At 54.3% G+C, this 24,432-nt stretch carries 20 protein-coding genes and 1 pseudogene; 13 read left to right on the top strand and 8 right to left on the bottom strand.

Annotated features, from left to right (window positions below):
* Positions 1-19: 19 nt before the first annotated feature.
* Both G3M78_04930 and G3M78_04925 read left to right on the top strand, forming a co-directional pair.
* Positions 20-571, top strand: a complete 552-nt coding sequence (locus tag G3M78_04930; protein QPJ64766.1) for a thioredoxin family protein — start codon at positions 20-22, stop codon at positions 569-571.
* A gap of 76 nt (positions 572-647) precedes the next feature.
* Positions 648-3,416 carry a UPF0182 family protein gene (locus G3M78_04925; GenBank protein QPJ64765.1) on the top strand — a complete coding sequence of 923 codons (2,769 nt, stop codon included), beginning with the start codon at positions 648-650 and terminating at the stop codon, positions 3,414-3,416.
* 33 nt (positions 3,417-3,449) lie between these two features.
* Here G3M78_04925 and G3M78_04920 read toward each other — a convergent pair whose 3' ends face one another.
* The 4 genes from G3M78_04920 to purS all read right to left on the bottom strand — a co-directional run bounded on the left by G3M78_04920 (position 3,450) and on the right by purS (position 8,100).
* Positions 3,450-4,856 carry an amidophosphoribosyltransferase gene (locus tag G3M78_04920; protein ID QPJ64764.1) on the bottom strand — a complete coding sequence of 469 codons (1,407 nt, stop codon included), beginning with the start codon at positions 4,854-4,856 and terminating at the stop codon, positions 3,450-3,452.
* On the bottom strand, positions 4,837-7,074 hold the full coding sequence (purL, locus tag G3M78_04915; protein ID QPJ64763.1) for a phosphoribosylformylglycinamidine synthase subunit PurL: 2,238 nt from the start codon (positions 7,072-7,074) through the stop codon (positions 4,837-4,839). Before purL ends, G3M78_04920 begins: the two co-directional genes overlap by 20 nt.
* A 61-nt stretch (positions 7,075-7,135) precedes the next feature.
* The gene (gene purQ / locus G3M78_04910) at positions 7,136-7,828 is read right to left on the bottom strand and encodes a phosphoribosylformylglycinamidine synthase subunit PurQ (protein ID QPJ64762.1); all 693 of its coding nucleotides are present in this window, start codon (positions 7,826-7,828) and stop codon (positions 7,136-7,138) included.
* Positions 7,829-7,851: 23 nt separating this feature from the next.
* Entirely contained in the window at positions 7,852-8,100 is a 249-nt protein-coding gene (gene purS / locus G3M78_04905) for a phosphoribosylformylglycinamidine synthase subunit PurS (protein QPJ64761.1), read from the bottom strand.
* A gap of 166 nt (positions 8,101-8,266) precedes the next feature.
* On the opposite strand from purS, the gene G3M78_04900 reads away from it, so the two are divergent.
* Both G3M78_04900 and G3M78_04895 read left to right on the top strand, forming a co-directional pair.
* Positions 8,267-9,772, top strand: coding sequence for a hypothetical protein (locus G3M78_04900; GenBank protein ID QPJ64760.1), 1,506 nt, complete (start codon positions 8,267-8,269; stop codon positions 9,770-9,772).
* A gap of 41 nt (positions 9,773-9,813) precedes the next feature.
* Positions 9,814-11,865: a bifunctional aldolase/short-chain dehydrogenase gene (locus tag G3M78_04895; GenBank protein ID QPJ64759.1), complete on the top strand. Its 2,052-nt coding sequence runs from the start codon at positions 9,814-9,816 to the stop codon at positions 11,863-11,865.
* A gap of 232 nt (positions 11,866-12,097) precedes the next feature.
* Here G3M78_04895 and G3M78_04890 read toward each other — a convergent pair whose 3' ends face one another.
* Positions 12,098-14,830: an MMPL family transporter gene (locus tag G3M78_04890; GenBank protein QPJ64758.1), complete on the bottom strand. Its 2,733-nt coding sequence runs from the start codon at positions 14,828-14,830 to the stop codon at positions 12,098-12,100.
* Positions 14,831-14,954: 124 nt separating this feature from the next.
* Entirely contained in the window at positions 14,955-15,566 is a 612-nt protein-coding gene (locus G3M78_04885; protein QPJ64757.1) for an acyloxyacyl hydrolase, read from the bottom strand.
* Between the two features lie 348 nt (positions 15,567-15,914).
* Between G3M78_04885 and tatA the strand changes: the two are divergent.
* The 9 genes and pseudogenes from tatA (at position 15,915) to G3M78_04840 (ending at position 21,961) form a co-directional block, all read left to right on the top strand.
* Positions 15,915-16,082 (top strand): annotated as a pseudogene (tatA, locus tag G3M78_04880) (twin-arginine translocase TatA/TatE family subunit).
* A 238-nt stretch (positions 16,083-16,320) separates the two neighbouring features.
* Positions 16,321-17,052, top strand: a complete 732-nt coding sequence (locus tag G3M78_04875) for a sigma-70 family RNA polymerase sigma factor (GenBank protein QPJ64756.1) — start codon at positions 16,321-16,323, stop codon at positions 17,050-17,052.
* Positions 17,049-17,288: a zf-HC2 domain-containing protein gene (locus G3M78_04870; protein ID QPJ64755.1), complete on the top strand. Its 240-nt coding sequence runs from the start codon at positions 17,049-17,051 to the stop codon at positions 17,286-17,288. The genes G3M78_04875 and G3M78_04870 overlap by 4 nt, the downstream gene beginning before the upstream one ends.
* A gap of 125 nt (positions 17,289-17,413) precedes the next feature.
* On the top strand, positions 17,414-17,905 hold the full coding sequence (locus G3M78_04865) for a bifunctional nuclease family protein (GenBank protein QPJ66768.1): 492 nt from the start codon (positions 17,414-17,416) through the stop codon (positions 17,903-17,905).
* Positions 17,906-17,993: 88 nt separating this feature from the next.
* Positions 17,994-18,875, top strand: coding sequence for an NAD(+)/NADH kinase (locus G3M78_04860; protein QPJ64754.1), 882 nt, complete (start codon positions 17,994-17,996; stop codon positions 18,873-18,875).
* Entirely contained in the window at positions 18,868-19,794 is a 927-nt protein-coding gene (locus tag G3M78_04855) for an N-acetylmuramyl-L-alanine amidase (protein QPJ64753.1), read from the top strand. The genes G3M78_04860 and G3M78_04855 overlap by 8 nt, the downstream gene beginning before the upstream one ends.
* A 165-nt stretch (positions 19,795-19,959) precedes the next feature.
* Complete coding sequence (locus G3M78_04850; GenBank protein QPJ64752.1) at positions 19,960-20,490, top strand: SH3 domain-containing protein; 531 nt, start codon at positions 19,960-19,962, stop codon at positions 20,488-20,490.
* Positions 20,487-21,500, top strand: a complete 1,014-nt coding sequence (locus G3M78_04845; protein QPJ64751.1) for a M48 family metalloprotease — start codon at positions 20,487-20,489, stop codon at positions 21,498-21,500. Before G3M78_04850 ends, G3M78_04845 begins: the two co-directional genes overlap by 4 nt.
* 62 nt (positions 21,501-21,562) lie before the next feature.
* Complete coding sequence (locus G3M78_04840) at positions 21,563-21,961, top strand: hypothetical protein (GenBank protein QPJ66767.1); 399 nt, start codon at positions 21,563-21,565, stop codon at positions 21,959-21,961.
* Between the two features lie 11 nt (positions 21,962-21,972).
* Here G3M78_04840 and G3M78_04835 read toward each other — a convergent pair whose 3' ends face one another.
* Both G3M78_04835 and purH read right to left on the bottom strand, forming a co-directional pair.
* Positions 21,973-22,740, bottom strand: coding sequence for a hypothetical protein (locus tag G3M78_04835; GenBank protein QPJ64750.1), 768 nt, complete (start codon positions 22,738-22,740; stop codon positions 21,973-21,975).
* 125 nt (positions 22,741-22,865) lie between these two features.
* Positions 22,866-24,425 (bottom strand): bifunctional phosphoribosylaminoimidazolecarboxamide formyltransferase/IMP cyclohydrolase, encoded by a 1,560-nt coding sequence (gene purH / locus G3M78_04830; GenBank protein QPJ64749.1) that lies wholly within the window; start codon positions 24,423-24,425, stop codon positions 22,866-22,868.
* Positions 24,426-24,432 lie beyond the last annotated feature (7 nt).

Here is a 24,432-nt window from a genome sequence, read left to right as displayed (position 1 = left end):
GAATCAGAAAGGCGAGTCAATGGCTCTCATGCATTCCACAATGGTTCCACTGGGGACCCCGGCTCCGGACTTCAGTCTGCCGGGAACCGACGACACAATCTATTCGCTTTCCAGCTTTGCAAACGCAAAAGCGCTGGTCGTCATCTTCATGTGCAATCATTGCCCCTATGTGAAAGCCGTCCTGCAACGCCTGATCGACCTGCAAAACGAACTGGGGCCGAAAGGCGCTCAAATTGTCGGCATCAACAGCAACGATGCCATTCGCTACCCCGACGACTCCATGGACGCCATGAAACAATGCGCCGCGGAGAAAAAAATTTCCTTTCCCTATTTATTCGACGAAACTCAGGAAATCGCAAAGGCCTACGACGCCCTCTGCACCCCGGATATTTTCGCTTACGGCCCCGACCGCACTCTGCTCTATCGCGGGCGCATCGACGATAACTGGAAGGAACCTGAAAACATCAGCCAGCGCAATTTACGCGACGCTATAGAAAATATTCTTTCTGACAAGGAAGTTGCAAGCGAGCAAATCGCCTCGATGGGATGCTCGATCAAATGGAAATCATGAATCTGACGCGTCATCGGGTCGGCATGGATTCGTCATCAAACACAAACCTTCAATCGAGTCTCAACAAACACTCTTTATGGATAAATTAAGAAAATCACTCGTCGTCCTCGCGGGCATTTTTTTTATCGGTTCGATTTTTGCCGATAAAATCACATCGTTTTATATCGACTGGGTCTGGTTTGAAGCTCTGTCCCTGGATTCCGTTTTCTGGACCACCATGAGCGCCCAGCTCAGCGTTGGTTTCAGCGCCGCCGTGTTTGTGTTTCTTGCGATCTATCTGCCCCTGAATCGTCTTTACAACAAAACCGCGCACCTGCCCATTCTGTTGTCGGATGAAGTCCGGCGCGACGTGCCCATTCTACATTTTCTCTCGACCAATCTGAGACCGATCTTCTTTTTTGGGCCTCTGGCCCTCGGAGCCATGTCCGGTCTGGCGGCGGGCGCACAATGGGAAAAAGTTTTACAGTACCTCAACGCCGTGCCCTTTGGCGAAGTCGACCCCATGTTCCAGATGGATTACTCGTTTTATGTGTTCACGCTTCCCGTCGCCTTCCTCGTCAAATCTCTGTTCTGGGAAGTCCTCGTCGTGCTTGCGATTGGAACCGGGCTGGTGTTTTTCCTGAAACGATTTTTATATATCGACGGCAACGGCGTGGTCCTGCTCCCGGAAGCCCGACCCACGTTTTCCATCATCGCCGGACTGTTCTTTCTGCTCTTCGCCTCCGACTTCTTTCTGCAACGCTACTCGCTATTGCTGAAAGGAAGCGGCGTGGTCGCCGGGATCACCTTTGCCGGAGATTACGGCAAGCTACCGCTCTTGAATACCCTGTGCGTGGTCGGCCTGATCGGCGCCGTCATTTGTTTTCTCAATATCTGGAAATTCGGGATCAAAAAAATCATGGTTGCGGCCATCGGCATGGGCGCGGTCTACGTGACCAGCAATCTCTATCCAATCTTCCTGCAAAAATTTGTCGTAGCTCCCAATGAGCTTATCAAGGAAACTCCATACATCGAAAACACCATCGCCGGAACCCTCAAGGGCTACGGACTGGACCGGACCCAGGTGAACGTGTTGACCGGTGAAGCGTCTCTCGACGCCGACAGCATCATCAAAAATTCCGCGACGATCGAAAACATCCGCCTTTGGGATCAGGAGCCTTTGCTCGACACTCTCGGACAAATCCAGGAGATCCGCACCTATTACCAGTTCAATTCCATCGACAACGACCGTTACTTCATCGACGGCGCCTTGCGGCAGACTCTGCTCTCGCCGCGAGAATTGATGACCAGCAGTCTGCCCAACCGCACCTGGATCAACGAGCATCTGACCTTCACCCACGGCTACGGCGTGTCGCTCAGCCCGGTCAACGAAGTCACACCGGAAGGATTGCCCGTTCTGTTCATCAAGGACATTCCGCCGCAATCGAGTATCGATCTGAAAGTGGAGCGACCGGAAATTTACTTTGGCGAGTTGGCGAACGACTATGTGTTCGTTAAAACCGGAACGAAAGAATTCGACTACCCCGAAGGCGAGAAAAATGTTTACAAGAATTATGAAGGACAGGGCGGCTTTGCGGTCGATTCGTTTTGGAGGAAAGTTCTGCTGACCTTCCACTTAAAAACCGCGAAGATATTTTTCTCCAACGACATTCAAACCGACAGCCGTGTGCTGATGTTCAGAAATATCAAAGACCGCGTGCAAAAAATCACCCCCTTCCTGCGCCTCGACAACGACCCCTATCTGGTCATCTCAAAAGGGCGACTGGTGTGGATGTACGACGCGTATACAGTGAGCGACAAGTTCCCCTATTCGCATATGTTGACCGGCTTCGGCAACTACATCCGCAACTCGGTCAAGATCTCCATCGACGCTTACGAAGGCAATCTGAATTATTACATTTCGGACCCGGAAGACCCGATCATTCAAACCTACAGGAAAATTTTCCCCGATCTGTTCAAAGAGATGAGCGAAATGGACGAGGATTTGAAATCACATATTCGTTATCCGTCCGATTTATTTTCGATTCAAACCTTCATCTACGCCACCTATCACATGACGCGTCCGCAGGTTTTCTATAACAAGGAAGATCAGTGGGAGATTCCCGAAATCGACGGCAAAACAATGGAGCCTTATTACACCATCATGAAACTGCCCGGCAAGGAGGGAGAGGAATACATTCTGATGCTACCGTTCACGCCGCGCGGCAAAAGCAACCTGTCCGCCTGGATGGTGGCGCGTAGCGACGGCGAGCATTACGGCAAGCTGGAGGTCTACACCTTCCCCAAACAGAAGCTGATCTATGGGCCTAGCCAGATCGTCGCCCGCATCAATCAGGAAGCTGAAATTTCGCGACAGATCTCGCTATGGGATCAACGCGGCTCCAGAGTCATCCAGGGCACCCTGCTGGTCATTCCTATCGAAGAATCGCTTCTGTATGTACGCCCCTTGTACCTGAAATCAGACTCGGGGAAAATCCCGGAGCTAAAGCGCGTGATCGTCAGCTACGAAGACCGCATCGCCATGGAATCCAACCTGGATAAGGCATTGAGGAAAATTTTTCCCGACCTGAACGGGCAGGCGCTCCCAGGATTCAGTCACCAGGAGCAGAGCGAGGTCGCGGGCACGACTAAAAATGTCGCGCCGGAATCCGACGAGAAGGTGGTGTTGAATCGTAAGGAATTCGAAAAGATCAAGACGATCATCGAAGAGGCGCTCGCGGCTCAGAAAACTATGGAGCAAACGCTTTCAAGCAATCGCGAGAATCTGGAAACGCTGGGACGTTCTCTCGGCAGACTGCAAATTTCCGGAGAAATGCGAGTCGAACCAACGCCGACGCCGCAATAATGCGGCGTCGGTCGTTTCTGTTTTGGGGCTTTTTTATTCTGAAAGGGGGAACAGGTCCAACTGCGGCTCTTCCTGTATAGCGTCCACCACTTCCACAGGGTAGTTTCCATCGAAGCAGGCCGAACAAAAATTCTCGGAATTCTTTCCGAACACTTTCATCATCCTCTCCAGACTGAGGTAATGCAGGGTGTCGGCTTCAATGAACTTGCAGATCGCCTCGGTGTCGTTCGCCGAAGCGACCAGTTCTGAACGGGTCGGCGTGTCGATGCCGTAAAAACAGGAATGCAGGATTGGCGGCGAACAAATGCGGACATGAACTTCCTTGGCGCCCGCTTCGCGCAACATCTTGACGATTTTTCGGCTGGTGGTGCCGCGAACAATGGAATCGTCGATCACCACGACTCGCTTGCCTTCCAGCTGACTGCGCACGCCGCTCAACTTCACGCGCACGCCAAAATTACGAATCTGATGTTGCGGTTCAATGAAAGTCCGACCGACATAATGGTTACGGATCAAACCCATCTCAAAGGGAATGCCCGAAGCCTCCGAATAACCCATCGAAGAAATCACCCCGGAGTCCGGAACCGGTATCACCACGTCCGCATCCACCGCGCCTTCTTCCGCCAGCGCCTTGCCCATTTCCTTGCGTATTGTGTACACATGATCGCTGAACAGGTAACTGTCGGGACGCGCAAAATAAATATGCTCGAAGACGCATTGCCGCATCGGAGCCTTCTCGAAAGGGAAGAACGAATGCAGGCCGTCTTTATCAATCAATAACAATTCGCCCGGATCGATCTCGCGAATGTAGGTGGCGTCGATCAGGTCCATCACGCAGGATTCGGAAGCAACCACATAACCGTCGCCAACTTTACCCAGACACAGCGGACGAAAACCATTGGGGTCGCGCGCCGCGATCATCGCGTCTTCAGAAAGCAGGAGGAGCGAATAAGCCCCTTTGACCTGACCGAGAGCGGCGGCGGCTCGATCCTTGAACGATCCGCGCGCCTGCGCCATCAAATGCACGATCACTTCGCTGTCGTTGGTCGACTGGAAGATGGAACCTCGATCGCCCAGTTCCTTGCGGATTTTTAGAGAGTTCACCAGATTGCCGTTGTGCGCCAGCGCCAGAGACCCGATGGCATACTTGATCAGGCAGGGTTGAGCGTTGACCGTCGCGCTGTCGCCCGTGGTCGAATAACGGTTATGGCCAATCGCAATGTCGCCGGGGAGTTTCTTCAAACGGTCGCCGTTGAAAACGTCGGCCACCAGCCCCATGCCCCGCTCCAGATGCAATTTCCCATCCTCGCTCGAAACGATTCCGGCGCTCTCCTGACCGCGATGCTGGAGCGCATAAAGCCCCAGGTACACCAGATTTGCGGCTTCGGGATTGCCGAACACGCCCATCACTCCGCATTCTTCATGTAATTCGTCGAGCATAGTCCCCCAGGGCCTGTTTCCAAATGGATTGAAGAATGGACACGTCAACGTTGATAAACTCTTCGTCGTTCACCGCCACGCGTAATTTTTGTCCGCCAACGACGCCCAGGTATTCATAATTGACGCCGAGACGGGACGCCGCCTGTTCCACCTTGTCCCGATTTTCTTCCTTGAAAGAAACCAGAATTCGCGATTGCGATTCGCCAAACAAGAGCGCGTCTTTTCTCAAGGTCGAATGCATCTGCGCATCCAGCCCTAAAAGGGTCGGCCCCGTCATGCAGGACTCGGCCAGCGCCACCGCCAGACCGCCATCGGAACAATCGTGCGCGGATTGCAGTAAATCGGAGCGTATCAATTCCAGGCACAAGCGCTGGATTTTGCGCTCCACCGCCATGTCCAGATAGGGCGGCTTGCCGCGAGTCGCGTCGAACAAGACTTTCAGATACTCGCTCCCGCCCAGCTCTTCCATGGTCAAACCCAGAAGCGCGACGCCGTCGCCTTCCTGCTTGAACCACTGCGAGGTATGCCGTTCAACGTCTTCAATGAGTCCCACCACCGCAACGGTGGGCGTTGGAAAAATGGATTCGCCTTTAGTTTCATTATATAAGCTGACATTCCCGCTGACCACCGGAATGTCGTAAAACTTGCAGGCTTCGGCGATGCCGAGAACGGCTTGCTCGAACTGCCACATGATTTCAGGTTTTTCAGGGTTGCCAAAATTGAGGCAATTGGTCAGGCCGATCGGCTCCGCGCCGGAACACACCAGGTTTCGGGCGCACTCGGAAACGGCGATCTGCGCGCCTTGAAAGGGGTCGAGGTAACAGTATCTTGAATTGCAGTCCACAGAAAGCGCCAGCCCCTTGCGGGTTCCGGGAACGCGCAGAACCGAAGCGTCGGAGCCCGGCAGAACCAGCGTATTGATTTGCACCATGTGGTCGTATTGCTCGTAGACCCACTCTTTACTCGCGATATTCAATGACGCCAGCAGACGTTTCAACGCGGCGTCGCCGCGATCCGGTTCCGGCAATTGCGTCAGATCCAGATGATCGACCTCGTCCAGATACTTGGGACGCGCGATCTTGCGTTGCAGATCCAGAGCGCCATCCACCACTACTGTCACGGGAAGGTTGGCGACGACCTCGTCGTCCTGAATCACCCGCACCACCGGTTCGTCGATGACCTTGCCGACCACGGCGGCGTCGATATCCCACTTTTTAAAAATTGCCAGCGCGTCTTCTTCGCGGCCCTGCTCCACCACCGCCAGCATGCGCTCCTGCGACTCCGACAATAAAATCTCATACGCCGTCATTCCGTCTTCGCGCAGAGGCGTTTTCGAAACGTCCAGCTCCACGCCAGTCCCGGCCCGGCCCGCCATTTCAAAGCTCGATGAAGTGAGTCCCGCCGCGCCCATGTCCTGAATGCCGACCACCCATTCGTTCTGCAATAATTCCAGGGTCGCTTCAATCAGCAGTTTTTCAGCGAAGGGGTCGCCGACCTGAACCGTCGGCCGCTTCTCTTCGGTGGTCTCGTCAAACTCCGAGGACGCCAGCAGGCTGGCGCCGTGAATGCCGTCGCGTCCGGTCTTGGAACCAAAATAAATCACCGAGTTGCCCACGCCCGCGGCCTTGCCCAGAAAAATCTTGTCGGAAGGCGCCAGACCCAGACAGAAGGCGTTGACTAAAATATTTCCGTTGTAACAGGCGTCAAAATAAATTTCGCCGCCCACCGTGGGCACGCCCACGCAATTGCCGTAACTGGAAATGCCGTCGACCACGCCGTTGAGCAGGAAGCGGGTTTTCGCGTCTTCCGGCTGACCGAAGCGAAGCGAATTGAGCAGAGCGATCGGTCGCGCGCCCATCGTGAAAATATCGCGCATGATGCCGCCGACGCCCGTCGCCGCGCCTTGTCGCGGTTCGACAAAAGAAGGATGGTTGTGGCTTTCGATTTTGAACACCGCCGCCAGTCCGTCGCCAATGTCCACGACCCCGGCGTTTTCGCCCGGCCCCTGCAACACGCGCGGTCCTTCGGTCGGCAATTTTCTAAGAAAGGGTTTTGAGCTTTTGTAACTGCAATGCTCGCTCCACATCACGGAGAACACGCCCAGCTCGGTCAGGTTGGGGATTCGACCCAGCAGATCGACAATGCGACGGTATTCGTCGCGGGTCAATCCGTGTTCCTTGGCGTCTTTCGCCGTCGTCAATGGATTGGGATGGCTCATTGCGCGCCCAGACCTTGCGACACGCTTCTATGGAATAGCGATGAATGCTTGCCGTGAAGGATCATTGCAGAACGTTGAGAATGGATTGAAAAATGATTTTGCCGTCGCCGTCGTTCTGAGCAGGATCGGCGCATCGCTCGGGATGCGGCATCATGCCCACGACGTTTCTTTGCGCGTTGCAGATGCCCGCGATATTGTTCGAGGAACCGTTCGGATTGTGGGCTTCGTCCACCTCGCCATTCGGACCGCAATACCGAAAGATCACCCGCTGGTTCGCCTCCAGATCCGCCAGCGTTTCGGGATCGGCATAATAACAGCCCTGATGATGCGCGATGGGAATCGTCAGCACATCGCCGGTCGCGGCGCCGCGCGTGAAGGGCGTGTCGGAACTTTCGACGCGCAGGGGAACGTTCTTGCAAATGAATTTTTGCGATTGATTGTGCAGTAAGGCGCCGGGCAATAAACCGGCTTCGACGAGTATCTGGAATCCGTTGCAAATGCCGAGAACCGCGCCGCCGGATTCGGCGTAACGACACAGGGATTTCATCACCGGAGAGTATTTGGCGATGGCGCCCGCGCGCAAATAGTCGCCATAGGAAAAACCGCCCGGCAGAACAATGAAGTCGAATCGATCCAGCGGCTCTTCATCCTTGTGCCAGACCCACTCGGCGTCCAGCTTCATGACATCGGATAGAATATGGAAGCAGTCCCGGTCGCAATTGGATCCGGGAAAGACAATAACGCCGCACTTCATGCAAACACCATTCGAAGGGGGATTTAACTATTGGGGACGAGAGAAAACCGGTACGACTCGATCACGGTATTGGCCAGCAACTTTTCGCACATCTCTTTCACCAGCGCCTCGGCTTCCACCTCGGTGATGTCCTTGAGCTGGACCTCCATGTACTTTCCAACCCGAACGTCCTTCACCTCGTTAAAGCCAAGGTCGGAGAGGGCGTGATGCACCGCTTTTCCCTGGGAATCGAGAACGCCATTTTTTAAGGTAACGTGTATTTGGGCCAACATATTGCCCAGAAGACTAGCATATCTGAAACGCAAACGGCAAACCCTTTGATCGTAAATGACTAATATTTTTCCGCCACGTCGTTGGTTTAAACTCAATAGTATGATAAATAAGCTTTTGTCGGCATTGCGTTCCTCTCCACCCAATCCGTTCCTTGCCTGAAATCAAATGACGCCTCACGACGACTCCCATTCCGACGAAACCGCCTTCTGCCTGAGCCTGTTTCTTTTCTTTGCCTGCTTCTACCTGCTCTTTGCGCAAGGCTCCATCCAGTCCGCCGACGGCAAGATCATGTACCGCCTGACCGAGAGCATGGCGGAACGCTTCAGCTTCAATATCGCCGGGCCGGAGCAAACGGAATATTCCAAATACGGTCTGGGAATGAGCGCGCTGGCCCTGCCGTTGTATTTCATCGGCAAGGCGGTCGGCGGAGCGCTGGGCATCGACTCGGCCTGGGCGACCACCTTTTTTGTCAGTCTGTTCAACGCCTTCATCACGCCGGGCGTCTGCGTCTTCGTGTATCTGTTCGGCGTCCGGCGTCTGGGTTTTTCGCGGCGAACCGCCTGCATCCTGAGTCTTGGATTCGGGCTGTCCACCATCGCCTGGGCCTATTCGGAAGAATTCATGAGCGAACCGGCCACGGCTTTGTTCCTCATCGGCTCCGCCTATTTCGTTTCACAAACCGGTAGCGAAAAAAGAAGCTCCGCCTTGTGGATCGCCGGAGCATTCATGGCCATCGCCCTAACCTGTCGCATCGCCTCGATCATGGCCCTGCCCGGTTTTCTACTGTTCATCCTGTGGACGGCCCGCCCGTCGATGCTTCATCGCCTCGCCGACGGCGCCCGCTTCTTCGTTCCGATCATTGCGGCGGCCTTGCTGATCGGCTTGTATAACGAGGCGCGATTCGGCAGTTTTACGGAAACGGGTTACGAGCACGGCCTGACCCCCGACCTCTGGGGCGGCCTCAGCGGTTTGCTGTTTTCGCCGGGGAAATCGGTCTTTCTCTACAATCCCGTTCTGATCGCCGCCTGCTTTGGCCTTTCCGCATTGTTCCGCAAGCGCGCGCAACTGGCTTTTCTATTAGGATGGATTGTTCTGTCGCATCTCATGCTGTTTTCCTTCTGGCATAGCTGGTACGGCGGCCTGAGCTGGGGGCCGCGCCTTCTCTTATGCGTCATCCCTTTCGCTGTCTTGCCCGCAGGCTATCTTCTGGAAAGCGGACGCGCGCCGGGTCGCCGGGTTCTGGCCTGCATCGTCCTCGGCGTCCTCATCCAGCTTCCCGCCTCGCTGGTGAATATGAGCCGTTACCATTACCAGATGCAGGTCCAATGGGGCGGGGAGGCGGAAAGACTCTCCGTTCACACCCTGAAACATTCGCCCCTGATCGGCCAGTTCCGGCAGGTTGCCGAAGTCGCGCGCAACCTGAGCGACGCGCAAGCGATGCAACAGCGCGTTGAAATGGCGCGGGCCGGAACGCGATTCGATTCGGAAAGCGTGGAGGAAGCGCTAAAATGGGGACTGGCGGTTAACGCGCCGAATGTTTGGTGGTATTATATGCGCTTGTTCGGCTATCCCGCGCTGATGACGATGGGTCCTCCCCTGGCGCTGGGAATTCTGATTTTCTATTTTGGTTTTCAATTGAGGTCGCGACTGAACGCTGACAAGCGCTCCTGACGGCGGCGATAAATTTTTTTCAATTTTTATGGATAACGCACATGCAAAATGAATGGAAAGATGCAGACGCCAAGGCGGCGATTCAACACTACAAGGACGTTTGCGAAGACGTGGCCCTGCGCGTTTACACCTCGCGCCTGATCGGCAAGAACCCAGCCCTCGTCCTGCACGGCGGCGGCAACACCTCGGTGAAATCGAAAGCGGTCAACAAGGCCGGGGAAGAAGTCAACACGCTCTTCGTCAAGGGAAGCGGCTGGGACCTCGACACCCTCGAACCCGCCGGACTGCCCGGCGTGACTCTCGACTACCTGCTCAAACTGCGCAAGCTCGATGGCCTGAGCGACGAGGACATGGTGAACGAACAACGCACGCATCTGCTCGACGCCTCGTCTCCGAACCCCTCCGTCGAAACGCTCCTGCATGCCTTTCTGCCGCATAAATTCATCGACCATTCGCACGCCGACGCTTCGCTGGTGATCGCCAATCAACCGGACGCCGAAGCGCTGTGTAAGAAAATCTACGGCGACACCATCGCCCTGGTGCCTTACATCATGCCCGGCTTTCTGCTCGCCAAGGCCGCCGCCGAAGTTTATGAAAAGCATCCCAAGGTCAAAGGACTCCTGCTCATCAATCACGGCCTGTTCACCTTCGGCGACAGCGCCAAAGAAAGCTACGACCGACACATCGAGGCGGTGACGCTGGCGGAAGAATACATAGCCACGCACACACCCAAACCCCTGACCCCGGTGGAAACCGATTCCTCCGACGACGCGGTTCTGCAAGCCGTCGCGCCGATCCTGCGCGGTCTCTATAAAAAACATTCCGGGCAAAGCTGGGTCCTGCATTACCGACACGACCCGAAAGCGCGCGAGTTCGCCACCAGCAAGGAATGCGCCGTCTGGTCGCAGATCGGCACCGTCACGCCCGATCATGTCATTCGCACCAAACAGAAACCGCTCCTGCTCAACCCGAAAAATATCGACGACGCCGAAGCCCTGCGCAAGGAACTTGCCGACGCGATCGAACAATACATGGACAATTATCATCAATACTTCGAACGCAACAAGCAGGCCAAGGGCGTCGATAAAAAAGAACTCGACCGCCTGCCGCGCGTTCTGCTGATCGCCGGACTCGGACTCGTCACCATCGGCAAAACCGCCAAGGAAACGCGCATCGCCGCAGACGTCTACCAGCACACCATCGACGTCATTCACAAGGCCTTCAGCATCGGCGATTACGTCCCGCTGAAAGACGACGACCTGTTCGACATGGAATACTGGTCGCTGGAACAGGCCAAGCTGGGCAAGGCCAAACCCGCTCCGCTACAGGGCAGGGTGGTCTACGTCACCGGCGCCGCTTCCGGCATCGGCTACGCCACCGCGCAGCTGTTCGCGCAACAAGGCGCCAACCTGTTCATCACCGATCTGAACGAAGACAAACTGAAAGACGCCGCGCAACGCATCAAAAATGAAACCAAAGGAACCGTACTGTTCCAGGCCCTCGACGTCACCAACGCCGAAGCGGTGAGAGCCAGCTTCAAGGAAGTCGTCCACCAGTTCGGCGGACTCGACATCCTCATCTCCAACGCAGGCAACGCCGTGCAAGGCCCTATTGGCGAAGTCGATGCGGAAACCCTGCGCGGCAGTTTCGAGTTGAATTTCTTCGCCCATCAAACCGCCGCGTCGGAAGCCACGCGCCTGTTCCTGATGCAGAAGACCGGAGGCGTTCTTCTCTTCAACGCCTCGAAAGCCGCTTTCAATCCCGGCAAGAATTTCGGTCCCTATGCGCTCCCCAAAGCCGCCGTCATGGCGCTGATGAAGCAATACGCGCTGGATTACGGAAGCGACGGCATTCGCTCCAACGCCGTCAACGCCGACCGCGTGCGCACGGGAATTTTCTCCGAAGACGTCATCAAACAACGCGCCGCCGCGCGCAACCTGACGCCCGACGATTATTTCAAAAACAATTTATTGAACGAGGAAGTCTATGACAGCGACGTGGCGCAGGGATTTTTGAATCTGGCCCTCGCCGAGAAAACGACGGGAAGCGTGCTCACCATCGACGGCGGCAACATCGCCGCCAGCCCGAGATAAGTTTACGGCTCCCCAGACTTTCAAGTATCCGTTAAATTTTTAGAGGACTTCCAACAAGGGATTCAGCAGGATTATGAAAGGGGGAAACTTATGAAATTAACAGCAAAAGACAGCCAGCTATTTGCATGCGCACTTCTCAAACCCCTGCCCGCAGGAAAGCGACTCAAAAAAGCCGCCAAACGGTATAACGCTCTAATCAAACAGAATGCGGGAAGAAAGCCTTATTAGCTTACTAAACCTTCCAGCCGCGTTCGAGACAGAGTTTGAGCAAGGCGGGCAGGAGGGTGAAGGAGGTGATCATGCAATTGCCGACGCCGAGCGCGAGGATCATGCCGAGGCTGTAAACGCCCTGGTGGTCTGCGGTCATCAGACTGCCGAAGCCGATCATGGTGGTCAGCGAGGTGAGGGTCACCGCGTTGGCGACGCTCCGAGCCAGCGGTTCCTTGCGCGCTTCGCCTTCTTCGCGGAAGCGATGAATGATGTGCACGCCGTCGACCACGCCGATGCCGAGGATCAAGGGCAGGATGACCAGATTGGCGAGGTTGAAATCGAGGTTGAACAGCGGCATCATGCCCGCTGTCCACAGCGAACCGAGAGTGACGGGAAGCAGGGTGAGCAAGACCGTTCCCGGTTTCCGAAAAATATAAAACAAGTAGATGATGATGCCGACGAGCGCATACAATCCGCCGGTGACATAGCCTTCGCGCATCAGATAACTCGACTCGTAAACATGCACGGCGTTGCCCGTCACCTTGGGGTCCACGCCGCGTAGTTCGGTGAGAAACTGCGTCATGCCTTCGCGTTCCCAGATATTGACTTTAGGGAACACGGAGATGAGGTATTTTCCATTTTTGCTGATGAAGCGTTGTCGCAGTAGCGAGGGCAGATCGTCCACCGAAATCATTTTTGGATGCGCCGCCAGTTGAAGGTCGGCGACCTGTTCGCGGTAGTCGATCATCAACTCGCTCGAAAAGGCGCTCAGCGCGGACTGCGCCTTCTGCGCATCGGACGATTCGGCGAGCTTCAGGAAATCGCGCGCCAGGCGCCCTGCCGTGCGCACGTCTTCGTCTCCGTCGTCGGCTTCGCGGTCGCGCAGTTTGAAGCTGATTTTCTTCATGACGCGGACCAGCTTTTCAAATGAAAAGATCGCGTCTTCTCCCTCGGGTTCCAGCGACTCCAATAGCGGCGCCATGGATTTCACGATCTCTATTTTCTCTTCCTGATTCTCAGGCACCGCTGACGCGATGCTTTCCACCCGCCCGACCGACGGCAGGCGCTCAATGATTTCGATGGCTTCTTCCGCTTCTTCCAGCGTGTTCACGACAACAGCGGCGGACCAGGTGGAGCGGTTGGCTTTTTCCAGAATCTTCAATTCGTATTGCACCGCTTCCGCGTTTTTGGCTTGCAGGTTGAGCAAGTTGTAATCAAATTTCGTCATTGGAATGAAGCTGGACAGCGCGACCGTTGCGATCAGGGTCACGACGATCAACAGGCGATAGCGGGAAAACAGGCGATTCAAAAATTCGCTCTTGCCGCGCTCAAAAGACGAAACGGCGTAAGCCGGTTTGAAAAATTTTTCTTCGAGCGCGATGAGGGCGGGCAGGCAGACCAGCATCGAGACCATGCACAGGAACACGCCGCCGCCTGCGATCCAGCCCAGTTCGGCGATGCCGATAAAGTCTGTGATCGTCAATCCTCCAAAGGCGATGCCGATGGCGACGGCTCCTTCAAAATTGCTCTCGCCCGAACTTCTCATGGCAATTTCCAGGGCGCTTTGAGCGTCGCGTCCAGCGGCGCGTTCTTCGCGGTAGCGTTCGAGCAGGTGGATTCCAAAATCGACGCCCAGCCCGATGAGGATGGTGGTGAACACGACGGACAGGATGTTCAAATGCCCGACCGCCAGCGAGGCGTAGCCCAGCGACCAGCTGATGCCGATGATGAGGCTGACGATCGCCAGCAAGGGTTTGCGCACGCCGCCGTAAAAAATGATGTAGAGCAGGGCGACGCCGACCAGTGAAAGAATCGAGGCGAAACGGACATCCGCTTCCGTCGCCACCATCTCGTCGGAGGCGATCACGTCTTCGCCGGTCAAACCGATTCCGACTTCCGGGTATTCCAGCGCGACTTCCTTGATGAGCGCTCTCGCCTGTTCCATCGAATCCTTGAAGCCGGTGAACTCCGAGGTCTCTTCGTTTGGAACGATCAAGATGAAAAGCAGGGATTCATCGTCGGAGGTCAGGTAGCCCTCGTCCTTCAGGCCTTCCGCATCGCCCGCAAGGAAGGCTTTCCAGGGAGAGCGGTAGTCGGCCTTGCCTTGTAACCGCTCGATCATCTGTTTTTCGATTTCGATCAAGAGGGACAGATCGGCTGAGTCGTCTTTATCGGTCTCATTATCCGAGCCGATGAAATCCGAGAGCAGGCTGTCCACCATGCCCGAGCTGATTTCGGCGTTGACGCCCTTGAGCAGTTGATTGAGTCCGGGGCGCGCGTTGAGGTCTTCGAGGAACAACTGACGCTCGCGAATTTTAGCCGCCAGGTCCTGCAATTCTTCGGCGTCCATATACAGGAGGGCGCTTTTCTTCAGCGCTTCGGTATCGATCTTGTAAAAAATATTGGGGAAGGTATCGGGCGTCGCTTGCATCTTCTGAACCAGCGCTTCAGTCGCCCGCTTCATCTGATTTTTGTTCGCGCCCTCCACGACGATGATCATGCCGTCGAAGTCTTCAAACTCCTCGCGGTAGGCCTCATAGAGGTGAATGTATTCGCGGTCCTGCGGCAACAGATCACTGCGGCTGGTGTGAAAGGTCAGACGCTCCGCCGTGATCCACAGCGAAAGGGCCGCCGCGACGAAGCACAAAACGACCACCAGCGTCGGACGCGAGTAGACAAAGCGCGCCAGCGCACGAAACAGGCGAACGATGATCCCGGCAGAATGGTTCGAAGACGGCGTTACAGAATCGGTCATGAGCCGGTCAAAAGTCGGAAAGTTTCAGAACAAAACCGCGTTCGGAGCGGCGTCAAAAGAGAGGCAAACAAAAGGGAGGAATCACGCCCCGGCGCGCGCAGAAGCGACGCCGGAGCGGACAAAATCAGAATCGCATACCCAGGCTGAACACGTGCGCGTTGAGTCCAATATTGGGAGCTTCGATACCCGCGTTGGAAACGTGAAACAATCGGTAATTGATGGAATAGGATCGAGAGCCTTCCTGAAAAAATTCGATACCCGCGCCCGCATGGAGGAGGAATTCGAATTCCGTGCCCAACTCATGGTCGGCAACGTCTTTCCAGTCGGTGTAGGCAAAACCGGCTCCCAGTAGAACATTCGGCGCCCAGCTTCGTTTCGAATCGAGAAATTTATACTCCACCATGAGCGGAGAAAAGCCGACGAGGTATTCGTCGTCGCGGTTCAGAATCTGCGCCAGTCCCGCTTCGACATGCCAGTACAAAGCGCCCTCATAAAAAGAGCCGTCTCCGATCACGCCGGTCAAATTTTTCTGGTAGTTCGGGAATAAAAACGCAAAGCCCAGGTCGGGTCGTTCTCGTCCGGGCGGAAGATCGATGGTATAGCCATAACCCGCCTGCATGCCAAAAGACGATTCGCCTTTAGCAAAACGGGAAGAAAAATCCTGCGCCTGCGCGCCCAGCGTCTCAAAACTCATCAAAGCCGCTATGAAAGCAAAAACAAATTTCCAACGTCTCATCTATATAATCCTTATCTATACAGTTAGTTCCATACGCATTCACTCATTTTGCAGACGCGCAAGATCGGTGGAATTGTATCATATTTAGCCTGATTTGAAAGCGTTTTAACGAAAAAAATCAATGCATTCGACGAATGACCTTGTTTTTTGCCGGCGCCCATGCCATTAAATGACACAGTGTTGATTGAATCACCCTTGAATCGGAATAGCGGCAGACCCCATTCGGCTATTCAGGAATCGCATTCCCTGAACAACTAAAAGGAATCGAATTGTCAACGTCTGCATTAAGCGCTACAATCTTCAATTATCATAAAATCAATATTTAATCATGAGGAAGGAACCTAAATTATGATGGGAATCGGCTTGCCGGAACTAATGATCATTCTGGTAATTATCATGATCATTTTTGGAGCTGGCAAACTGCCAGAGATTGGCAGCGCTTTTGGGAACAGCATCAAGAATTTCAAGAAATCCATGAAGGAAGCGGGAGAAGGCGACGAAGCGGAAAACGCTGAAATCCCTCCGTCTGAGACGCATGCGATCGAAACCGGACCGTCCGAACTCGACGAAACGCCTCAAGCGAACGACCCGTTGCAAGCGGAAGCCGCACCGGAAGAAGAAGTCGCGGCTCCAGCTTCAACAGAAAAACAGGCATAATTCGTTTTTTTCAGGCTCCGGTCTGGGGAAAGTTGCTTAAGCGCAAAATAATTGCGCCTGTTTGCAGGAAAAGTCCTTTAATTTTTGAAACGATCGTATGTCTAAAACATCCTATATAAATCGGGTCAAGCGTACGGAATCCAAAGCGGAAAACTCAAATAGCGATAAAAGCAAATCTGAGAAGTCTGCAGAGGAGCAAACGACGTTTACCGACCCTAAAGAGGAAAAGGAAGCTGAAGAAGCGCTCGTCCGGGAATTGCAGTCCGGCAACATGGACTCCTTCGACCAGATCGTCGAACGCTACCAGAAGAAGATTTACGCTCTCAGCTTCAATTTGACGCGCAATACGATGGACGCGCAGGATGTGACCCAGGATGTTTTGCTGACCCTGTTCAGAAAGATACACACCTTTCAGGGGAAATCGGCGTTTTCCAGCTGGGTGTATCGCATCACGCTCAATGCGGCCTACATGAAATTGAGAAGCCGCAAAAAAGACCAGAGCATCTCGATTGACGAACTGTTGCCCACTTTCAACGGCTCCGGTTTTCAGCAGGAAAAAGTGCAGGACTGGTCAGAGAATACCGAATCGCTGTTATTTGCCAATGAAACACGTTCCATCATTCAAAAAGCGGTGGACATGTTGCCCGAAAAGGAAAAGGTGGTCTTCTTGTTGCGAGATGTAGAAGGACTTTCAACAGAAAAAGTGGGGGAGATACTCGACCTCACCGTACCCGCCGTAAAATCTCGCCTGCATCGCGCTCGCCTGTTTTTACGAAAGAAGCTTTCTTCTTTTTTTCAGGAGTATCAAACCGGGGAGGATGGGAAATGATGTGTTGCAAGGAGTGTCTCGATCTCCTCTTTGATTATCTGGACGGCAAACTGGACCTGGACACCCATTCCAGTCTCGAGGAACATTTTCAGGACTGCCCGCCCTGCGTTGCGTTTCTGAACACCTACAAATCGACCACCACCGTGTGCAGAGATACTTTGAACCAGATCGAAATGCCCGACATGGTTCAGGAAAAATTAAGAGAGTTTTTGAAGCAGCAAAAGCTGGAAAACTAAACAGGTTATCCGGCTCGAATCGGAACCAAACCAGCGTTGACAAAAATCAGCGCATTCACTATATTTGTTGAAATCACTTGCCCATCGGCATTCGGCAAGGCGGACGCAACGAAAGAGAGGCCAGCATGATCGAAATGAAGGTAGAAGGACTTACCTTGGATCCCCTGACCAATATGCCCATCATCATATTGAAAGACCTTAAAGGGGAAAAAGCTCTCCCCATATGGGTGGGATATTTTGAAGCCAACGCCATCGCCCTGGAAATGGAAAAGGTCTCTACCCCGCGTCCCATGACGCACGACCTCATCAAAAACCTGGTGTCGGGAATGAACGCCAAGGTCAACCATATCCTCGTCACCCAACTCAAAGACAATACCTTTTACGCCGTGATCTCGCTGACGCATGGCGAGACCCAATTGACGGTGGACTCGCGCCCGAGCGACGCAATCGCGCTGGCCCTGCGCGTCGAATCGCCAATTTACGTCGAAGAAGAAGTCATCGAAGCGGCGAAGCACCTGGATCTGCCGGAGCCTGAGAAAAAATCCAAAAAGGACGAAGGTCAACAGTGGAAAGACTGGCTCGACAAACTGAAACCCCAGGATTTTGGCAAACTCTAACCCCTGCGGACAGGGCAATACAACGCCTGTTCCCAACCCGGCGGGATTTGTTAAGTAAATTAGTCCGGCTTTTACTCCGTCCCCTACATTGAAATTTCCCGTCCAGCGCATCGGCATTTTTGCCAAGACCAAACCCGCATCCAATAAAGAAAGCGTTCGCAATTTCGTCGACTGGCTCCGCCAGAAGGAACTGGAAGTGTTCATGGACACGGACACCGCCGCCATGATCGACGAAACCTCGGCCTTAACGCCGGGGCAGATCGCGCAAAAATCCGACATGATCGCCGTTCTCGGCGGCGACGGCACGCTTTTGAGCGCGGCGCGCCAGATGCACCGTTTCAACGTGCCCCTGCTCGCCGTCAACATGGGCAATCTGGGATTTCTGACCGACGTGCCGCGATCCGATCTCTATGAAGCCATGGAGAAAGTGCTGAACCAGGATTGCAAGATCGAAAAACGCATGTTGCTGAGCGTTCGCGTGACGCGACCCAATGAAAAAACCCAGGATTTTCACGTTCTCAACGATCTCGTCATCAACAAAGGCGTGCTCGCCCGCATCGTCGATCTGGAAGTGATGGTCGACGGCAAGTACATGACTTCCTACCGCGCCGACGGGCTGATCATCGCCACGCCGACCGGTTCCACCGCCTACTCGCTCTCCGCCGGCGGCCCCATCATCCACCCCAGCATTCACAATCTGATTCTCAGCCCGATCTGCCCCTTCACCCTCACCAACCGCCCGATCATCATCCCCGACGATTCGGAAATCGGCATCCATCTCGCCTCGGAGAACGAAGACGTTCGACTGACGCTGGACGGACAGGAGGGTTGCGAAATCCGGCGCGGCGACGAAGTCATCGTGCACAAGGCCAAGACCAGTCTCAAACTGATTCGAGCCTCGGACAAAACCTACTACCAGATTTTGCGCGAAAAACTCAACTGGGGTAGTAAAAGCCAGAAAAATGGCTGAGCAGGCAAGCGAAGCATCCGCCGATAACAGCGCTCTTGTCGTCTGCGGTCAGCGTATCGAAGCGGAAGTTCCGATCATCCTCTGGACCGACAAGAACGGCTACGCCTGCCCCAACAAACGCGGACGCGCGCGCCCCAGCCAACACGACGCAACACTCAACGACGCGCCAACAAGACCGCACAATGACTACCTCATCCACAACCCGACGCGCGCGCTGGAAGAACTGCGCCAAACGGTGCATCAACTCGTTCTCCACTACGACGCATCCTATTGTTCACGGCATTGCCACGAATGGATGGAGAACAGCGACTTCAAAGGCAGTCATTTTTATCTCGATTTGGATGGAACGATCTACCAGACCTGCGATCTCTACTGGAAAACCAACACGGCGCCCGCCGACGACCGACAGGGCAACGAGCGCGCCGTTCATATTGAAATGTCCAACCTCGCCTGGGAAGCCTTGGCGGACGAATCGGAACTGTATCAGGCAAGCGCAGACCAGTATCAGCTCAAGCGCGGCGAATGGGAATTGCAACTCCCTGAAAAATACAGAAAGACGATGCAAAACCCATCGTTTCGAGCCTGTTCCGCCCGCGCCCACGCCACGCGCGGATATTTCAGCCGAAAGATCAACGGCAAAATGGTGCGCATGTGGGACTTCACCGAAGCCCAGTATCAAGCCCTCATTCCGCTCTGCCGCGCCATCCATCGCGCTTTGCCGCGCATTGAACTTGAGGTTCCCTTCGATTCGGCGACAGGACGCACGCCCCTGGACCGCATCGACAATTTTTCCAGCTTCGCAGGCATACTCGGGCACGCTCATGTGCAAAACGGATCAGGCGACAAGGTGGCCTGCAAATACGATCCCGGTTCCGCCTTCGACTGGGCAAGACTGCGACGCGCGTTCAGGAAAAAATGAGGCGGGCAAAGTCATTTCCTAAAAAATTTCCATAAGGACGGCGAATACAAACTCTCTCGAATCCAAACGGCAAAAGAACTGTCCGTTTATCCTAAAAATAGGTTGACCTCGCCCGATCATTAAGGTTAGCTTTTAGTTATCGAATAATAATTCAATCCTATCGCTATGAATCGAAATTCATCCTCAGTCAACAAGGGTCTGTCGCTTTGTTTCAGCGCTGCGCTTTTTTGGGTTTTGTTCGCTGGAACGGCTCAAGCCGTTTCCATGTACGTCAAAAAACCCGGCGTCAAGCTGATGGCCGAAGACTCCTCGAAGTCCAAAGTGGTGGCCCAGTTGCAAGAAGGCGCCTCCGTTGAAATCCTGAAAAAATCCGGCAAGTATTATCAAGTATCCACCGGCGGAAAAACCGGATGGGTTTTCAAATTTTATCTTTCTTCTTCAGCCCCGGCGGGTGGAGGAGGAGGCGACGCCGATCTGCTCGGAAGCCTCGGCGGCAGGCAAAAAGTCGCCGCTAACGAAACCGGCTCCAGTTCCAGCATTCGCGGCCTCAGCCCGACTTCGCAGGAACTCGCTCAGAAAAAGGGAATTCCCAAAGAGAGCGTGCAGGCGGTTCAGGCAATGGAAAGCTATCAAATTTCAAACAACGATCTGGATCAATTTTTACAGGAAGGCCAATTGGGAGAGTACGCGCAATGAACACATCAAGCCGCTGGATACGCCGATTGGCGCTGATACTTCTGCTGGGTTACGCGCCCTTTGCCTATGCTTTTTCTCTGGGCGATCTGGGACGCACGCTGGAGAAACTGGAAAAGAAACCAGCCCCGCAAGAAGAACCCAAGCAACAGGAACCCGCCAAACAACCGTCGCAAACAGAAAATCATAACGACGCCGAAGGCGAAGAACCCGGACTCATTGATCTCGGCGGCGCCTTGTTCGGCGTCGACAACAAGACCACAGGACGCATCAAACAGGGTTTGCAGGGATTTCAAAAACTACAACCTCTGACCTATGATGAAGAAAAAGAAATCGGCGGCATGCTGGCGGTGGAAGCCTTCAACAAATTTGGCGGCGCCTACGCGAACCCCAAACTGGAGCGCTACGTCAACCTGATCGGCAAAAATCTGGCGGAAGTGTCCAACCGCCCCGACATCGACTATCATTTCGCGATCATCGACACCCAGTATCCCAACGCATTCGCTACGCCCGGCGGTTATGTGTTAATCAGCCGCGGCTTGATCGAAATGTTGCAAAATGAAGCGCAGTTGGCGGGCGTTCTGGGCCACGAAATCGCCCATGTCAGCAACAAGCACGCGCTGTCCGCCATTGAAGAAAATCGTAAACTGCAGGGCATCGGCTCCATCGCCAACGCCGCATCCGGGAAGAAGCTCGACCTGCTCGATCAGTTGATCGCTTTCAGTTCGCAACTGATCTTTGAGAAGGGCCTCGATCCCAAACTCGAATATGAAGCCGATCGATACGGAACCGAGTTTGCCTATCGTCTCGGCTATCACCCCAAGGGTCTGCTCGAATCCTTGAAGATACTGGGTCAGTCGCAGGAATCGAAACAATCCGTATTCAACAAGACGCACCCCAGTTTTTCAAACCGCTATGGAAGCCTGACCAAGGCGATGGGACGTTATCAAAATTCAGCGCAATATCCTTTACTCGCCAAACGCTTTGTATCGTTTGTCTCTCCGAAACCATGAGCAAAAATCCAATTTTCCGGGACGAGTTGCCCGGCGAGAAAAAAAGCATCATCAATGTATTGATGACGGGTTACATCGTCTCCATTTCCTGTCTGGGCTACATGGCCTTCTTTTTGTTTGTGCAGTTGGGGCAGGTCGACCGCATCGTGCAAACCATCAACCCGGAAAGCATGACGGCGGAACAAATGACCGTTCTCAAAAACCGGGTCACCCGCTCCACCGAGCAGTTGAAAGACGAGATGCTCGGCGTCGCCATCGTCGGCAGTCTGGTCTCCATCATCGGCGCGGCCTACACCTTCAGCCTCATCATTCGCCCGCTGAACAGGATGATTGAATACGCCAGCCTGCAAAGCGAAATCGATCCTCCCGAATTCAACAGCAACACTGAGTTGAAACAACTCACCACCGCCATCACCGAATTGCGCGAACAACTCAAAGAAAAATCCAGCGTCCAGGTCTGATCGAGCGCGACTCAGGAATCGACGTAATCCCCGGCCATCGAGTTGAGTTGTTGCGTGTCAGAGAAGACCGCTTTCGGATCGATGCCAATTTCGCGTAACATCTCTACAAAATAAAAATAATTCAGCTTGCTTTTCAGAGCGAGGATGACCGCCTCGACCTGTTGCGGATTCAAGGTGTCGGAAATCAGGTGGGAACAGTAGGTCGCCGAGGATATCTCGGGTCGGTTGGGGAGGTTCAGTAACGGCGCGGTTGCGGGAAGTCCGAGAGACTTCCTGCGCAGTTGTTCGCGGCGCTCCAGATCGAGGTATTTCGCGCAGTTGGAGCGAAGCGCCGCGCCCTTTTCCAAAGAGGACATGCCCTTCCAAACCACCTGTGCGGTGGTCGGGTCGTCGCTTTCATTCAATGCCTTCAGTTCCTGCAATTTAGTCTCATGCACAGAAGCGCGTTCATCCCGCGTTGTGGCGCGTAGTTCCAGTTCCTTGCCCCACTCTTTCATGCGAAATTCTTTGTTGGTTCGACGTTTTTTATCGAACTTCTTGTAACGAAGGTTCAGCACCTCCTCGTAAGTCATCGCGTCGATTTCGTGATACAGGGTTTTCGCGTTTTGCAAATTACCCGACTTCAGTTCTTCGGCCATTTTGGCGTGCTTCTCCGGGTGCTTGTCCTTCAACTCGTTCCACTCCGCCTTGACTGCAGGGGCATAGGTCTTCCATGCGAAATAGCCGCCCGCAATCGACGCCAGAAAAGAGTAAAAGATAAATTTCCCGAACCCGCCCATAGAACTCGACTCCCAAAATTAAACGCAACTCGACGCCATAACGCCTCAACTGCTTATCGGCGCAACTCGGCCCGCGCTTGAACCCGGTTCTTTAATTATAATGGGGAAAAATAAAAAAGGACAACTCAGTGGCGAAAATGCCGCATGCCCGTGAACACCATGACCATGCCATGTTCGTCCGCCGCTTGAACGACTTCGTCGTCTCGGATCGAACCGCCCGGCTGAATCACGGCTTTGACATTGCATTTCGCCGCTTCGTCGATGGAATCGCGAAAAGGGAAAAACGCATCGGAAGCCATCACGCAATCTTCAAGAGATTTGTTCGCCTTGGACACGGCGATCTTCGCCGAATCCACGCGGCTCATCTGACCCGCGCCCACGCCCAGGGTTTCCCTGTTCTTTGCGTAGACAATGGCGTTCGACTTGACATGCTTGGCGACGCGCCAGGCGAATTTCAAATCGTCCATCATCGCATCCGTCGGTGAAAGTTTGGACACAGGCTTGAGTTTCTTCTCGTCGTACACCGCCCGATCCCAGTTTTGCACCAGGAACCCGCCGCCGACGCGCTTGAAATCAAAATCTCCCTGCGCCGGTCGCGTCTTGTCGATCGGAGGCATTTCCATGAGCCGGACATTCTTTTTGGCTGAAAATATTTCCAGCGCTTCCGGTGAAAAACCCGGAGCGATCACCGCTTCCACGAAATTTTTTGTGATTTCATCCGCAAGCGTTCCGTCCACAGGACGATTCACGCCGATGATGCCGCCAAAGGCGGAAGTCGGGTCGGTTTCACGCGCCTTGATGAAGGCTTGAGTCAAATCGTCGTCGAGCGCCACGCCGCAAGGATTGGTGTGCTTGATAATGACCGCCGCCGTTTCATCAAACTCAACCGCCAGTTCCCAGGCCGCGTTCAAATCGAGAATATTATTGAAGGACAGTTCTTTGCCCTGCAATTGCTTTGCCGACACCACATCCACCGACTGCGGGTTCGGTTCTTTGTAAAACGCCGCGCTCTGATGAGGGTTTTCGCCGTAGCGCAGGTCCTGAATTTTTTCGAAGGGGGGCTGAAACAACGCCGGAAACGCCGACTCTTCACCCAGTTGATTCGTCAGGTAAGTGGCGATCAGGGAATCGTAGCGCGCCGTATGCGCATAGGCGTCGCGACTCAAACGCATGCGCGTGGCCAGCGTTGTGGCGCCGTCGTTTTCGGCCATTTCCGCGAGCACGATTGCGTAATCAGAAGGGTTCACCACAATCGAAACGTCCTGAAAATTTTTGGCCGCAGAACGCACCATCGCCGGGCCGCCGATATCGATATTCTCCACCGCTTCCGCAAGATCGCAGGACTCTTTCGCAATCGTTTCCTCAAAGGGGTACAGGTTGACCACCACCATATCAATGGCGCCAATGCCGTGCGAACGCATCGCCTCCATATGTTCGGGAATATCGCGCCGACCCAGAATGCCGCCATGCACTTTGGGATGAAGCGTTTTCACGCGTCCGTCCATCATTTCCGGAAAGCCCGTAACGTCTGAAACGGGAACCACGGCAACGCCGTTTTCTTTCAACAGCCGGGCAGTGCCGCCCGTCGAAAGGATTTCCACGCCCAGGGCGCTCAATTTTTTGGCGAAGTCGGCCACACCTGTCTTGTCGGAGACGCTGATCAGCGCCCGTTGAATCTTATTCATTGAATCG

The organism is Candidatus Nitrohelix vancouverensis, from assembly GCA_015698305.1.
In the GTDB taxonomy this organism is placed as follows: domain Bacteria; phylum Nitrospinota; class Nitrospinia; order Nitrospinales; family VA-1; genus Nitrohelix; species Nitrohelix vancouverensis.
This window is presented reverse-complemented; position numbering and strand designations above follow the sequence as displayed.

Excerpts from the sequence above, each read along its gene's own strand:
- purL (QPJ64763.1), bottom strand. The coding sequence starts at position 7,074 with ATGAGCCATCCCAATCCATTGACGACGGCGAAAGACGCCAAGGAACAC.
- G3M78_04865 (QPJ66768.1), top strand. The coding sequence starts at position 17,414 with ATGATCGAAATGAAGGTAGAAGGACTTACCTTGGATCCCCTGACCAAT.
- G3M78_04850 (QPJ64752.1), top strand. The coding sequence starts at position 19,960 with ATGAATCGAAATTCATCCTCAGTCAACAAGGGTCTGTCGCTTTGTTTC.
- G3M78_04885 (QPJ64757.1), bottom strand. The coding sequence starts at position 15,566 with ATGAGACGTTGGAAATTTGTTTTTGCTTTCATAGCGGCTTTGATGAGT.
- G3M78_04895 (QPJ64759.1), top strand. The coding sequence starts at position 9,814 with ATGCAAAATGAATGGAAAGATGCAGACGCCAAGGCGGCGATTCAACAC.
- G3M78_04845 (QPJ64751.1), top strand. The coding sequence starts at position 20,487 with ATGAACACATCAAGCCGCTGGATACGCCGATTGGCGCTGATACTTCTG.
- G3M78_04920 (QPJ64764.1), bottom strand. The coding sequence starts at position 4,856 with ATGCTCGACGAATTACATGAAGAATGCGGAGTGATGGGCGTGTTCGGC.
- G3M78_04855 (QPJ64753.1), top strand. The coding sequence starts at position 18,868 with ATGGCTGAGCAGGCAAGCGAAGCATCCGCCGATAACAGCGCTCTTGTC.
- purS (QPJ64761.1), bottom strand. The coding sequence starts at position 8,100 with ATGTTGGCCCAAATACACGTTACCTTAAAAAATGGCGTTCTCGATTCC.
- G3M78_04925 (QPJ64765.1), top strand. The coding sequence starts at position 648 with ATGGATAAATTAAGAAAATCACTCGTCGTCCTCGCGGGCATTTTTTTT.
- purQ (QPJ64762.1), bottom strand. The coding sequence starts at position 7,828 with ATGAAGTGCGGCGTTATTGTCTTTCCCGGATCCAATTGCGACCGGGAC.
- G3M78_04840 (QPJ66767.1), top strand. The coding sequence starts at position 21,563 with ATGACGGGTTACATCGTCTCCATTTCCTGTCTGGGCTACATGGCCTTC.
- G3M78_04875 (QPJ64756.1), top strand. The coding sequence starts at position 16,321 with ATGTCTAAAACATCCTATATAAATCGGGTCAAGCGTACGGAATCCAAA.
- G3M78_04835 (QPJ64750.1), bottom strand. The coding sequence starts at position 22,740 with ATGGGCGGGTTCGGGAAATTTATCTTTTACTCTTTTCTGGCGTCGATT.
- purH (QPJ64749.1), bottom strand. The coding sequence starts at position 24,425 with ATGAATAAGATTCAACGGGCGCTGATCAGCGTCTCCGACAAGACAGGT.
- G3M78_04900 (QPJ64760.1), top strand. The coding sequence starts at position 8,267 with ATGACGCCTCACGACGACTCCCATTCCGACGAAACCGCCTTCTGCCTG.
- G3M78_04870 (QPJ64755.1), top strand. The coding sequence starts at position 17,049 with ATGATGTGTTGCAAGGAGTGTCTCGATCTCCTCTTTGATTATCTGGAC.
- G3M78_04890 (QPJ64758.1), bottom strand. The coding sequence starts at position 14,830 with ATGACCGATTCTGTAACGCCGTCTTCGAACCATTCTGCCGGGATCATC.
- G3M78_04930 (QPJ64766.1), top strand. The coding sequence starts at position 20 with ATGGCTCTCATGCATTCCACAATGGTTCCACTGGGGACCCCGGCTCCG.